Source organism: Myxococcus guangdongensis, assembly GCF_024198255.1.
GTDB lineage: Bacteria > Myxococcota > Myxococcia > Myxococcales > Myxococcaceae > Myxococcus > Myxococcus guangdongensis.
The window spans coordinates 233,962-246,867 of sequence record NZ_JAJVKW010000004.1; the positions used below are offsets into that span (position 1 = coordinate 233,962).

At 69.8% G+C, this 12,906-nt stretch carries 14 protein-coding genes; 2 read left to right on the forward strand and 12 right to left on the reverse strand.

Annotated elements, in window-relative coordinates; translation table 11 throughout:
• The first annotated feature begins 51 nt into the window (after positions 1-51).
• Positions 52-1,254 carry a GNAT family N-acetyltransferase gene (locus LXT21_RS14275; RefSeq protein WP_254038694.1) on the forward strand — a complete coding sequence of 401 codons (1,203 nt, stop codon included), beginning with the start codon at positions 52-54 and terminating at the stop codon, positions 1,252-1,254.
• Between the two features lie 58 nt (positions 1,255-1,312).
• Here LXT21_RS14275 and LXT21_RS14280 read toward each other — a convergent pair whose 3' ends face one another.
• From LXT21_RS14280 to LXT21_RS14290, 3 genes are all read right to left on the reverse strand, one after another.
• The gene (locus tag LXT21_RS14280; protein WP_254038695.1) at positions 1,313-1,588 is read right to left on the reverse strand and encodes a hypothetical protein; all 276 of its coding nucleotides are present in this window, start codon (positions 1,586-1,588) and stop codon (positions 1,313-1,315) included.
• 103 nt (positions 1,589-1,691) lie between these two features.
• Positions 1,692-2,672, reverse strand: coding sequence for a tetratricopeptide repeat protein (locus tag LXT21_RS14285; RefSeq protein ID WP_254038696.1), 981 nt, complete (start codon positions 2,670-2,672; stop codon positions 1,692-1,694).
• A gap of 3 nt (positions 2,673-2,675) precedes the next feature.
• On the reverse strand, positions 2,676-3,188 hold the full coding sequence (locus tag LXT21_RS14290; protein WP_254038697.1) for a cytochrome c-type biogenesis protein: 513 nt from the start codon (positions 3,186-3,188) through the stop codon (positions 2,676-2,678).
• A 232-nt stretch (positions 3,189-3,420) separates the two neighbouring features.
• Between LXT21_RS14290 and LXT21_RS14295 the strand changes: the two genes are divergently transcribed.
• Positions 3,421-4,902, forward strand: coding sequence for a serine hydrolase (locus LXT21_RS14295; protein WP_254038698.1), 1,482 nt, complete (start codon positions 3,421-3,423; stop codon positions 4,900-4,902).
• 294 nt (positions 4,903-5,196) lie between these two features.
• On the opposite strand, the gene LXT21_RS14300 is transcribed toward LXT21_RS14295, so the two are convergent.
• The 9 genes from LXT21_RS14300 to ccmA all read right to left on the reverse strand — a co-directional run bounded on the left by LXT21_RS14300 (position 5,197) and on the right by ccmA (position 12,898).
• Positions 5,197-6,105: a hypothetical protein gene (locus LXT21_RS14300; protein ID WP_254038699.1), complete on the reverse strand. Its 909-nt coding sequence runs from the start codon at positions 6,103-6,105 to the stop codon at positions 5,197-5,199.
• 14 nt (positions 6,106-6,119) lie between these two features.
• Positions 6,120-7,436: a zinc ribbon domain-containing protein gene (locus LXT21_RS14305; RefSeq protein WP_254038700.1), complete on the reverse strand. Its 1,317-nt coding sequence runs from the start codon at positions 7,434-7,436 to the stop codon at positions 6,120-6,122.
• 123 nt (positions 7,437-7,559) lie between these two features.
• On the reverse strand, positions 7,560-8,111 hold the full coding sequence (locus tag LXT21_RS14310) for a TlpA family protein disulfide reductase (RefSeq protein WP_254038701.1): 552 nt from the start codon (positions 8,109-8,111) through the stop codon (positions 7,560-7,562).
• A complete protein-coding gene (locus LXT21_RS14315; protein WP_254038702.1) occupies positions 8,108-10,123 on the reverse strand; it encodes a heme lyase CcmF/NrfE family subunit in 2,016 nt (671 codons plus the stop codon). The genes LXT21_RS14310 and LXT21_RS14315 overlap by 4 nt, the downstream gene beginning before the upstream one ends.
• On the reverse strand, positions 10,120-10,617 hold the full coding sequence (locus LXT21_RS14320; RefSeq protein ID WP_254038703.1) for a cytochrome c maturation protein CcmE: 498 nt from the start codon (positions 10,615-10,617) through the stop codon (positions 10,120-10,122). Before LXT21_RS14320 ends, LXT21_RS14315 begins: the two co-directional genes overlap by 4 nt.
• Before the next feature lie 6 nt (positions 10,618-10,623).
• A complete protein-coding gene (locus LXT21_RS14325) occupies positions 10,624-10,806 on the reverse strand; it encodes a hypothetical protein (RefSeq protein ID WP_248546622.1) in 183 nt (60 codons plus the stop codon).
• A gap of 2 nt (positions 10,807-10,808) precedes the next feature.
• The gene (gene ccsA / locus LXT21_RS14330; RefSeq protein ID WP_254038704.1) at positions 10,809-11,525 is read right to left on the reverse strand and encodes a cytochrome c biogenesis protein CcsA; all 717 of its coding nucleotides are present in this window, start codon (positions 11,523-11,525) and stop codon (positions 10,809-10,811) included.
• A 3-nt stretch (positions 11,526-11,528) separates the two neighbouring features.
• Positions 11,529-12,242 (reverse strand): heme exporter protein CcmB, encoded by a 714-nt coding sequence (locus tag LXT21_RS14335; protein ID WP_254038705.1) that lies wholly within the window; start codon positions 12,240-12,242, stop codon positions 11,529-11,531.
• Complete coding sequence (gene ccmA, locus LXT21_RS14340) at positions 12,239-12,898, reverse strand: heme ABC exporter ATP-binding protein CcmA (protein WP_254038706.1); 660 nt, start codon at positions 12,896-12,898, stop codon at positions 12,239-12,241. The genes LXT21_RS14335 and ccmA overlap by 4 nt, the downstream gene beginning before the upstream one ends.
• Between the last annotated feature and the right edge of the window lie 8 nt (positions 12,899-12,906).

Sequence of the window (12,906 nt, forward strand, 5' to 3'; positions counted from 1 at the left end):
TCGGAGTGCGGGGATGGGAGGGGCGAAAGGTCCCCTCCGAGGAGGCGGGCGGTGATTCGCGAGGACGAGCTGAGGCAGGGGCCCAAGGCCGCGCGGCGGCTGGACGTGAGCGCCGTGGGCAGTCTGTCCGCGCTGGCGGGGATGAGGGCCGAGTGGGACGCGCTGCTGGATGCCAGCGACGCGGGCCCCTTCAATGCGTGGGAGTGGCTGTACCCGTGGTGTCGGCGCATCGCGCCGGAGCGGCGCCCGTTGGTGCTCACCGCGCGCGACGCGGCGGGCATGCTGGTGGGGCTGCTGCCGCTGGGGCTGGAGACGCGCCGCGTGGCGGGGGTGCCGGTGCGTCGCCTGGGCTTCCTGGGCGAGACGCACGTGGGCAGCGACTACCTGGACGTGGTGGCGCGGCGCGGGCTGGAGCGCGACGTGGCGGAGTCCTTCGCGCGGATGCTGGTGGCGCTGCGCGAGGAGTGGGACGTGTTGGACCTGACGGACCTGCGGGAGGACTCCGTCACGGTGGACGTGCTGCGCGAGGTGTTCCAGGGACACGACGTGCGGCTGTCGGAGCGGTACGTGTGTCCCTACGACGTGTTGGACCCGCGCGAGCCGTTCGACGCGTTCCTCAAGCGCACGGGCCGACGCGACAACTACCTGCGCCGGCGCAAGTGGCTGGAGAAGCAGGAGGGCTACCGCATCGAGCGCACGGAGGCCCCGGGCGAGCTGGCCGGGCCGATGACGGACTTCTTCCGGCTGCACTCGGCCCGGTGGGCCGAGGACGGCGGCTCCCAGGGCATCAAGGGCTCGGGCGTGGAGGCCTTCCACCGTGACGCCACGCAGTGGCTGGCGGAGCGCGGCCGGCTGTGGCTGTACACGATGAAGGTGGGCGGCAAGGCGGTGGCCTCCGTGTACGGCATCGTCCACGGCAATCGCTTCGTGTACTTCCAGTCCGGGTACGATCCGGCGTGGCGCAACCGCAGCGTGGGCCTGGTGCTGGTGGGGGAGAGCTTCAAGGACGCGCTGGCGGCGGGGCTCACCGAGTACGACTTCCTGCGCGGCACGGAGACGTACAAGTCCGACTGGGTGTCGAAGCAGCGGCGCACGGTGTCGGTGCGCGTGCACTCGGGCACGAAGGCGGGGCCGTGGTACTCGCGCGCGGAGGAGCTGGCGCGCAAGGGCCGCAACGCCGCCAAGCAGGTGCTGCCGGGCACGTGGGTGGAGAAGGTCCGCCGGCTGCGTCGGCGCCGCGCGGCGGTGCACTGACACGGCCTCGCGTGGAGTCGGCGCCCCCGCAAACGGAGCGGGGCGCCGACGGGTGCGGCTAGTTGCAGTAGAAGTTTTGCGTCTGCGAGTAGCGGCCCGTGAGTTGGCCGAACTCGGAGAGCGTGCCGTCGCAGTCGCAGTACTCGCGACCCACCTCGACGCCGTTCACCTTCCAGTAGCGGTTGAACGAGCGCGTGCCGTCACAGGCCCAGATGAGGCCCTGCTCGGTCGACTCGAGCGTCTGCGTCTCGGACGGCTGCTGCTCCGGGGCACCACCACAACCACTCAGGACCAACGCGACGACACAGGCCAGCTTCGCGGAGTACTTGAACATGTCGAGCTCCCTACCAACGACGGGGGGACGGCGAGACATGTCTACCACGGAGATGACATCAGTCCCGGATAAACTGTAGTGACTGTGTTACAGGAGCCTTGTTTCAGGGCACGTTGGCGATGTCCGCGCGGAGCTGGGCGATGGCGGGTCCCAGCTGGGGCGGCTGCATGTTGCGGGGCACCTCGACGGAGAATCGCTCGAAGTGCTCCAGGGCCTTGGGCTTGTCGTCGCGGCGCAGGGCCAGGCTGCCCAGGAAGATGAGGGCCTCCTGCGCGTCCGGCCAGGTGTTGACCAGCTCGGTCAGCTCGGCCTCGGCGCCCTGCAGGTCGCCCTTGGTGGCGCGCAGCACGCCGCGGTGCACGCGCAGCTCGACGTGGAACGGGTCCACCGCGAGCCCCTTGGCCGTCACCTGCGCGGCCTCCTCGAACTGCTGGCGGCGGATGAGCTCGTGGCTGAGCATGGACGCGGCGTCCAGGTCACCGGGGTTCGACTCCAGCCGCGCGCGGGCCTGGGCGAGCTCCTGCTCCTGGGGGTCACCCATGCCGCCGCCCTGCTGCTGCGCCTGCTGTCCGGCGCCGCCCGGGGGCATGCGGCCGGTGGCCTCCTGGCCGTCGACGCGGGTCTGCTGCTCGGAGACGAGCAGGTAGCCCAGGCCGCCGAAGAACAGGACGATGCCGGCGCCCCACAGCGCGCCCGACAGCTGGGGGTTGCGCGCGGACCAGCCGGTGGGGGCGGGGAGCTCGCGGGCGCGGGGGCGGCTCTCACCGCGGGTGGTGGCCTTGCGCTTGAGGTGCTCGTCCTTGGCGCGCAGGGCGCCGGCGGCCTCGCGCTCCAGGCGGGACTTCTCCGTGGCGTACTGCTCGGGGGCCAGGTTGTGCTTGTCGGCCTCCAGCGCGCGGAGCTGGTCGATGAGGGACTGGGCGCGCTGGCTCAAATCGTCGAGCACGCCGTCCTTGGACGGCTCGGGCGGGGTGGCGGCGATGGCGCCCCGGCTGCGCATGTAGAGGAGCCACGCGGCGGCGGCGACGAAGGCCACGGCGAGGACGATGATTCCGGGCAACCAGTTCGTAGGCTGAGGCTGCATGGCTTAGCGCTCCAGCTCCCGGCGCACGGCCTGGAGGTAGGGGTCGGCGTCATCCGCCGCGGAAGGGGTGCCACCCGGGGCGGCGGGGGCGGAAGGCGAGGTGGCCTGGGCGGTGGGCTCCAGGGCGGGGCCCTGCTGGAGCTGTCTCCAGATGACGAAGCCGCCCACGATGAGCAGCGCGACGGGGCCCAGCCAGACGAACCAGTTGAAGCCCTCGGCCTTGGGCTCCAGGAGGACCCACTCGCCGTAGCGGGACACGAAGAACTCGACCACCTCCTGGTCGCTCTTCCCCTCGGAGACGAGCTCGCGGACCATGTCCAGCTGGGCGCGGGCCATGGAGGACGGGCTGTCGGAGATGGAGAGGCCCTGGCAGACCGCGCAGCGCAGCGTCTTGCCGAGCTTCTGGACGCGCTCCTCCAAGGCGGGGGCGAGAGGTTCACTCCCGGCCTGCTGGGGCGCGAACTGGCCGGTGACGAGGCCGAAGGCGAGGGTCAGGGACAGCAGGGCGGCGGTCATCGGAACTCCCGGAAGCCGTCTTAACTAGCGCTACCGCCCGGTGTTGGACAGCGAAACCTGAGCGCCGGGCGCCTGCCCCGCTCCCCGGGCTGTAGGTGGGCATCCGTCACCGCGTGGAGCGGGGCGGGGGGCGGCATGGGCCACGACGCAATGGTTGGCCGCCCGGTTCGTTCCCGGTGGATCAGGAGGCGCCGCCGGGGCACAGCGCGTCTCGACTTCCTTGGAGCGTGGAATGAAGCACGGATGGATGGATGCGGGTGTCGCGGTGGGCCTGGGGTTCTTGTTGGCGGTCTCCCCGGCCGCGGCGGCGAGCCGCAAGGACAAGGAGGCGGTGGATCGGCTGGCCGCGAGGTACCACGCGCTCAACCAGTTCAACGGGAGCCTGCTGGTCGCGGACGAGACGGGCATCGTCCTCAAGAAGGGCTACGGCCAGGCGGACATGGAGTGGGGGATTGCCGCCGGGCCCGACACGAAGTTCCGCATCGGCTCCGTCACCAAGCAGTTCACCGCCACGCTCATCCTGCAGCTGGTGGGTGAGGGCAAGGTGGGGCTCGAGGACCCGGTGACGAAGTACCTGACGGACTACCGTCAGGACACGGGCTCGCGCGTCACGGTGACGCACCTGTTGAACCACACCTCCGGCATCCCCAGCTACACGTCGAACCCGAAGTTCGGCGACGTGGCCAGAGACCCCTTCACCGTCGCCGCGTTCGTGAAGGAGCACTGCTCGGGCGACCTCCAGTTCGAGCCGGGGACGAAGTACGCGTACAACAACTCGGGCTACTTCCTCCTGGGCGCCATCATCGAGAAGGTGACGGGCAAGACGTACGCGCAGGTGCTGGAGGAGCGCATCTTCAAGCCGGCGGGCATGAAGAACACGGGCTACGACGTGAGCGCGACGGTGCTGCCCAAGCGCGCGGCGGGTTACGACTTCAAGTCGGGCCAGTACGTCAACGCGGACTACCTGGACATGGGGCTGCCGTACGCGGCGGGCTCCATGTACTCGACGGTGGAGGACCTGTACCTGTGGGACAAGGCGCTGCAGGGCACCACCGTGTTGTCGGCGGAGCTGAAGCAGAAGATGACGACGCCGGGCCTGGACCATTACGGCTTCGGGGTGTCGATGGAGCCGTTCGAGCTGGATGACGGCAAGACGAAGCTGGCGGCCGTCTCCCACGGGGGCGGCATCAACGGGTTCAGCTCCTTCTTCGTGCGGGTCCCCGAGAAGAAGCAGGTCGTCGTCGCGCTCTCCAACGTGGGGCGCGGCGCGAGCCCCCGGCCGCTGTCCGCCGGCGTGCTGAGCATCCTGAACGGTGTCGCACCGAAGCCGCCGCTCAAGTCCATCGCGGACGAGGTCTCGCGCATCCTGGCCACGGGCACCGCGCAGCAGGCGCTGGCCACGTACAAGCAGCTCAAGGGCAGCAAGGCGGGCGCCGAGTTCTTCTTCGGGCCGGGGCAGCTCAACCGCGTCGGGTATGACCTGCTGCGCGCGGGCCGGGGACCCGAGGCCATCGAAATCTTCAAGGCCAACGTGGAGCAGTTCCCCCAGGACGGGAACGTCCACGACAGCCTGGGCGAGGCGTACCTGGCCCAGGGGGACAAGGCCCTGGCGAAGGCGAGCTATCGCCGCTCGCTGGAGCTGGACCCGTCCAACACGAACGCGGAGAAGGCGCTCAAGGAGCTGGACGCACCCGAGGCGAAGAAGGCTCCCTGAGTGGCGCTGCATCACCGGGCTCGCGTGATGACTCGTCACGCGAGCCTTTGACGTGTCTGGCTTCGTCGCGGACACGTCAGGAGGACGAGCGAGAGGAGTTGAAGGCGCGGCATGGTCGCTTCTCGGCGGAGGACCGCTTCCTCGAGAGCGCGGGGGCGTTGAGGGACTGGCCCCAGGGGCGCGGCATCTTCACGTCCGCTCGCGTGGGGCGCTGGCGTCTCTCGATGAGCGGCTGGACTTCGCGTGGGACGCGGAGCGCGGCCCGCGACGACGGGCGCGTGGAGGCTGACAGGGTCAGCGCTTCGCCGTCAGTCGGTTCTCGCGCCCGCGCTCCTCGTAGTCGGGCCAGCCGAAGTGGCCCTCGGACTCCTCGACGCCCAGCTCCACGGTGTCCGAGGCGCGGAGGGCCTCGAACTGGCCGCTGTCGCGCATCTCGAGCAGCATCGCGACGAGCATCTTCCCCAGGTACACCTCGAGTCGCGCATGGGTCTCGGGCGTGCCCCACGTCCCATCATCGCGGGCCGCGAGCTTCACGCCGTCGAGCCCCACCACCGCGGGCCTGTGCTCCTGCACATCCGGCCACCGGGGGACGAGCAGCTCCGCGAAGTCGTCATGGGTCATCCCTTCGCCCGGCTCTGAAGCGGGGTTCAGGTCGAAGCCCACGTTCAGCGACCCGTTGTCGGTGGAGTACCGGAGCCCCAGTCGTTGAACGGGCCGCGGGTCCTTGTTGCTCCGCGCGAAGTCCTTCACCGTCTTGGCCAGGAACTTCGAGACGCGCGCCTTCTCCTTGCCCAGGTCCAGCGGAGCGACCTTCTTCTTTGGCGGAAGCTCGACGTAGTACGACGCGCGGAAGGCGCCCTCGGTGCCCTCCCATGGGGCCAAGGAGAGGAAGGCCTCGGTCTGGTGTCCCTTCTCGTTCTTCAAAACCAGGTCACACCAGTACGTCGGTTGCGGGTGCAATCGCGTCGTACGGAAGATGGACCACTTGGGCTGTACGAAGGGCTTCAGCTTCGCGCTCGCGACCCGGTAGCCACCCTGGCCGAGCCCCCGCATGAAGCTGTCGTTCTGCTTGGGCGGACCGGACTCCGGGAAGTCGGGATGCTCGTGGGCCCGCAGGGCAGCCCAGTCACGCGCATCGAACAGCTCACGCCAGCGGTCCACGAAGGCGACCGCGCCAGGGGGGAGGGGAGGAGTGGACGACATGCCTCCCCTCTACCTCAACGGCCACGCGGCTTGGGCTCCTCCTCGTCGTCCGGGCCCATGTCATCCGGGTTTCCCTCGTCATCCGGACCCATGTCATCCGGGTTTCCCTCGTCATCCGGATACATGTCCTCGGGCTCGGGCTCCGGGTCCTCCTCGCGCTGTGTCACATCGACGCTGTCGTCGTACGCGGGCGCCGGGGCCAGCGCCTCCTGCGACTCCCGCAGCTGACGCACGGCCTGCACGCCCATGGCCGCCAGGCCCACGACGAAGATGAACGGACCGGGCGACAGCTTCAGGTGCAACAGCGCCCAGAGCAGCCCCACGCCCAGCACACCCACCGGCGCGAAGCGCGTCCACGCGGGACGGGACACCTCGGGCCTCAGCGCGAGCAGCGCCAGCACCGACAGCAGCAGCAGCTCCACCAGCACCGCGCCGGACAAATCCCAGCCCGTCAGCGTGATGGTGCCGGCGTTCGCGGAGTACAGCACGTCGTCCGCGGCCTTCTGCGCGCCGATGACCCGCAGCTCCGGCGGGCCCGAGGGCACGGGCGCGTCCGGCACCTCCGGCAGCGTGCTCAGCGTGGCCCAGGGCGCGAACAGCGTCAGCAGCGCCAGCCCCACGCCGCCGAGCGTGAGCACCGACGGCATCACCAGCAGCTGGCGCAAATCGAACCACCGCGCGAGCACGCCATCCGGTCCGGAAATCACCTTGCGCCACTGGTCATGGATGATGAGCCCCGAGGCCAACAGCCACAGCACGGGCATCACGCCAATCCCCAGCATGCGGAAGCTCAGCGCCGCCAGCAGCGCGGAGAAGGCCGCGGGAATCTCCGGACGGTAGAGCACCTCCGGCAAGAGCTTCGTGACGCCCTGGGCCTCGCCCGCGAGCCGCAGCTCCCGCGCCAGCGTCAGCACCGCGCCCACCACCGCCAGCAGCGCGCCCACCACGCCCACGCCGTCGAAGGAGGGGAGGATGGAGAGCGCCAGCGCGAACGACAGCACCGCGAGCCCCACGACGCTCTGCGAGTGCGCCGGCACGCTCGCCAGCCACTTGGGGCCGTCGTAGCCGGGGCGCGATTGGCCCGGGTCCGTGTCCTCCGTGGTGTCGCGGGTGCCCGCGGGCACGTAGGCGGCGCCCTGGCTGTGGGCCTCCGCCTCGTCGAGGATGTCCGCCGCGTAGGACGGCCCCTCCGTGGCCCGCCGCGTGGAGTTCGTCCGCAGCGCGGGGCGCGAGCCCGTCAGCCCCTGGGGGCTCTCCGGCATCTTGCCGCCGCAGTTCTCGCAGTACTTCAGCCGCGCGTTCGAGGACTCACCGCACTCCGGGCACCGCATGAACCCACCTTGCTGTGCGGAGGGCGGGGGGAGCCCTCACGGTCAACGCAAGTCGTGGAATAACACGAGGTTTTCACCGGAAGCGAGAGGCCCCACGTGAAGCAAGGGTAACGGTTGCTGCCCCTACGGACGCTGGGCCTCGGCGGCGGGCGAGCTGGTCGTAATCTCCCGGATGCGGCGGGTGAGCGACTCCGGGTCGATGGGCCCCACGTGCTTGCCTCGGATGATGCCCGACGGGTCGATGAAGTACGTCTCCGGCACCCCCGCCACGCCATAGCTCACCGCCATGCGCGAGCGCGGGTCGATGAGCTGCGGGAACTTGGCCTCCTGGCGCCGCAGGAAGGCGCGAGCGTTGTCCTCGGAGTCCTCGAACACCACGCCCAGGAACACCGCCTTCGAGCCGTACTCGCGATGGCCCCACTCGAGCACCGGGTGCTCGTACTGGCACGGCACACACCAGGACGCCCAGAAGTTGATGACCAACGGGCGGCCCTTCAGGTCCGCCAGGCTCACCCGCTCGTTGCTGGTCAGCGAGCGCAGCACGAAGTCCGGCGCGGGCTTGCCCGTCAGCATGAAGGGCACCTCGTGCGGGTTGCGCCCGAAGCCCTTGTAGAGCACCGTCAGCAGCGCCAGGGAGAGGACGACGAAGCCCAGCGTGTAGCGCCAGCGCTTCATGCCGCCCCCCGTTCCGCGTCACCCCCGGCGATGCTCGCGCCGACCTCCGCGCTCGACAGCGCCACCGCCGCCCTGCGACGCGGCCAGATGGCGATGAGCGTGCCCAGCACCAGGAACGGGATGCTCCACCAGATCCACCCCACCATCGGGAAGACCCAGACGTTGAAGCTGGCGTTGCCGGCCTGCTCGGAGAAGGCCATGAGCGAGAGGTAGAAGTCCTCGCCCGCCGTCTCGCGCACCGCGGGCGTGCCGATGGGGTCCGTGCTCCGCTCGTAGTAGTTGAGCCGGGGCTTCATCTCCGTGACCTTGCCGCCCGGCGTCGTCACCTCCACGCGCGCGGCCACGAAGGTGCGGTGCGGCTCCTCGCCGCTCATCAGCCCCAGGTACTTCATCTGGTAGCCGTCCAGCTGCATCGTCTGGCCCTTCTTCAGCGTGCCGGACGTGTGCTTCACGTACGCGGACGACGCGGCCACCGCGACGATGATGAGGACGATGCCCAGGTGCACCACGTAGCCGCCGAAGCGGCGCTGCGCCTTGGTGGCGCTGGTGACGAGCGCGGTGAACAGCCCTTCCTTGCGCTCCGACATGCGAACGCGCACCGGCGCCACCAGCTCCCGCAGCGTGACGACGGTGACGAAGCCGGCGAGCCCGAAGGTGAGCAGCGGGTAGACGCCGCGCAGCCCCACCGCGAAGCACACCGCGGTCACGATGAGCCCCACCACCGCGGGGATGATGAACTGCCGGCGCAGCGTGGCCTTGTCCGGCGTGCCCCACGGCAGCACCGGGCCCACGCCCATCAGGAACAGCACCGCGATGCCGCCCGGCACCGCCATCTTGTTGAAGTACGGCTCACCCACGCTGACGCGCACGCCGCGCACCGCCTCGGACACCAGCGGATAGAGCGTGCCCAGCAGCACCGTGAAGGTGATCGCCACGAACACCAGGTTGTTGACCAGGATGCTCGCCTCGCGCGACACCAGCGAGCTCATCCGGCCCTCGGGCACGAGCAGCGGTCCGCGCACCGCCAGCAGGCCGATGCACACCACCAACAGCACGCCCAGGAACACCAGGAACGTGGGGCCGATGTCCGACTGGGTGAAGGAGTGCACCGAGTTGAAGATGCCCGAGCGCGTCATGAACGTGCCCAGGATGGTCAACACGAAGGACGCCAGCGCGAGCGACAGCGTCCACAGCTTCAGCATCCGCTTGCGCTCCTGCACCATCGTCGAGTGCATGAACGCGGTGGCCGTCAGCCACGGCAGGAAGCTAGCGTTCTCCACCGGGTCCCACGCCCAGTAGCCGCCCCAGCCGAGCACGGCGTAGGCCCACCACGCGCCGAGGATGATGCCGATGGACAGGAACAACCAGGCGACCAGCGTCCAGCGCCGCAGGGGCGCCATCCACGCCTCGCCAATCTCACCGCGCAAGAGGCCCGCCACCGCCACGCCGAACGGCACCGTCATGCCCACGTAGCCCAGGTAGAGGAAGGGCGGGTGGATGACCATCAGGATGTGGTTCTGCAGCAGGGGATTGGGACCCGGGCCGTCCGGCGGCACCGGCGACACGGCGCCCCAGGGGTTGGCGGGGCCCGCGATGAGGAACGTGAAGAACACGCCCACCGCCAGCATGGTGCCCAGCGCCAGCGACATGTAGCGCGCGTGCTCGCGGCGGTGCAGCCACGCGAACGCCGCGACGTACGCGCCCATGATGAAGCCCCAGAAGAGGATGGACCCCTCCAGCGCGCTCCACAGCGACACCACCGTGTAGAGCAGCGGCGTGTCCCGGCTGCCCACCTGCGCCACGTACTTCACGCTGAAGTCGTGCGAGACGAGCGCGTACACCATCACCAGGTTCGCGGCGATCATGCAGCCGGCGAAGCCCCACACCGCGCGCATCACCCACGGGAAGCCCGCCTCGCTGCGGCGCAGGCCGGTGACCAGGCCGACCAGCGCGCCGAAGGTCGCGAACGCGAGCCCTCCGAGCACCAGTCCATATCCGAGCGAGCCGTTCACCGCGCCTCCGCTCCGGGCGTCGCGCTCGCCGTCGTCGTGCCGTCCGACAGCGTCTCACGCCACTTGTTCGGGTCCTCGCCCTCCTTGGGGGCGCGGTACTCGTTCGAGTGGTTCACCATCAGCCGGTTGGAGCTGAACACGCCGGACGCGTCGTAGGTGCCCTCCACCACGACGCCAATCTTGTCGCGGAACATCTGCGGCGGCGTCTCCGTGGAGCGCACCAGCACGCTGGCCGCGCCCTCCGTCACGTCGTTGGCGACGCGGAAGTGCAGGGTGGTGTGCTCGGCGTTCCACTGGATGCTGCCCGGCTGCACCACGCCGCCCAGGCGGATGGTGGCCGTGTAGGCCTTGTCACCCTGGGCCAGCATCTCCGCCGGGCTCCAGTAGTAGACGAGGTTCTCGCCGATGTTGCCGAAGGCGACGAAGCCCAGGCCAGCTCCCGCGACGAGCAGGGCTCCCAGGGCGAAGATCCGATTACGGGCGACAGGCGTCATGACCACCTACTCCTTCGCGTCCTGCGGGGCCTGGGGCCGGCGCAGCCAGAGGGACAGCGAGTAAAGCACGAGCGCCGCCACGGTGATGCCGTAGCACGCCCAGACATAGCCCCAGCCCCCCTGGATGCGGCCACTTCCCACCTGGCCCGCGGCCTGGGCGAGGACTCCCAGCGTCGTCAGCGTCGTCATGGTCAGGCCACCTTCGGGGTGTTGTGGACATCCGGCGCGCCCGCGGCGGGCAGCGCGTCCGGCAGCGCCACCTCCGCCTGGCGCTCGGCCAGGGCGATGCGGTAGCGGTAGACGAGCATGGCGATGGTGAGCAGCAGCAGGCCGATGGCCGACACGCGCAGCGGCAGCACCATCTGCGGATCCACCGTCTTCGGGCTCGACTGCACCTGGTGCAGGCTTCGCCACCAGCGCACCGAGAACCAGACGATGGGCAGGTTGATGGCGCCCAGGATGGCCACCACCGCGCTCCACGTCGCGCGCTTGTCGGGGTCCTCCACGAAGCGCCGCAGCACCAGATAGCCGGTGTACGTCACCAGCATGATGGCCTCCGACGTCAGGCGCGGGTCCCACGACCAGTAGACGCCCCACGTCGGGCGGCCCCAGATGGCCCCGGTCACCATGCCCAGCGCGCCCAGCAGCAAGCCCACCTCGGCCGCCGACTCCGCCGTGGAGTCCAGCTTCCAGCCCGGCTTGGACTTGAGCAGGTGTGACACCGCCATCACGAAGTTCAGGAACATGGCCAGCATGGCCATCCACTGGAGTGGCACGTGCACGTACATGATGCGCTGCACGTCACCCATCTCCCGGTCCGGAGGCGCCCACGCCAGGCCCAACCACCAGCCCGCCGCGAGCACGCCCAGGCCCACCACCGGGAGGCCCCACTTGATGAGCTTGTTCATCCGTCAGTCCTCGATGATGCGAGGGAAGAGCATGAAGCCCACGCCCCAGTAAATCAGATTGAAACCGAGCAAAAGCCCTAGCCATGAGCCCAACTGATTCATGGGGTCTCCCTGCAATACGAGCGTGGTCGCCTTGGCCGCGGACAGCAGGGCAGGGATGACCAGCGGGAACAATAGCAGAGGCAGGAGCACATCCCTTGCCCGGGCATTGCTGGAAATCGCGGCGTAGACAGTGCCCGGTGCGCTGAGGGCCAGGCTTCCGAGCACCAGCACACTGCCCAGGTCCACCACACCCATGACCACCTGGACGCCGTACAGGGCCACCATGACGGGCAGGAGCAGGAGGCCCAGCGCGATGAGCAGCAGCGCGTTGCCCAGGGCCTTGGACAGGTAGATGGCGCGCGGGTCCGCGGGGGCCAGGCGCACGCCGTCCATGCAGGCGTTCTCCGACTCGACGCGGAAGGACTCGCCCAGGGCGAGCACGCTGGCGAAGAGGATGGCCAGCCAGAAGTAGCCGCCGGCGTTCTTCTCCAACAGGCGCGTGTCCGGGCCCAGCGCGAAGGAGAACATCAGCAGCGTGGCCATCGCGAAGAAGACGATGGCGTTGAGGCGCGCGCGCGTGCGCCACTCGATGAGCAGGTCCTTGCGCAGCAGCGCCAGCGTGGCGCCGATGAGGCCGATGGGCCGGGGACGCGGGGGGCTTGTTGGCAGTTTCATGCCAATACCGCCCGTCCGTCCTGCAGGTGCAGCCGCTCCTCGCACAGGGACAGACCCTGGTCGATGAGGTGCGTGGCCAGCACCACCGTGACGCCGTCCGACTTGAGCTGGGCGATGATGCCCTCCATCTCCCGGATGCCTTCGGGGTCCAGCTCGCCGAAGGGCTCGTCGAGCAGCGCGAGCGTGGGGGCCTTCAGGAGCAGCCGGGCGATGGCCAGGCGCTTGCGCATGCCGGCGCTGAAGCCGCGCACCGGGTTGTCCGAGCGCTTGCCCAGGCCCACCCGTCCGAGCAGGCCCTCCGCCGTGTCCTTCGGCGAGGGGTGCCCCAACAGCCGCGCCAGCACCGTGAGGTTCTGGTGCGCGGTGAGGTCCTCATAGAGGAAGCTGGCGTGGGACAGGAGCGCCACGTCGCGGCGGACCTCGTCGCGGTGGACGACGGCGTCCTTGCCCAGCACCTCCACGCGGCCCGCGGTGGGACTCAGCGCGGTGGCGAGCATGCGCAGGAGCGTGGTCTTGCCGGAGCCGTTGTGGCCGGTGAGCAGCAGCGAGCGCCCGGCGGGGAGCGCGTACGTCAAACGCGCCAGCGCCCAGCGACGTCCATAGCGCTTGCTGACGTCATGCAACGCGAGCGCGGGAGCGGCGGAGTGGGAAGGCATCGGGAAGC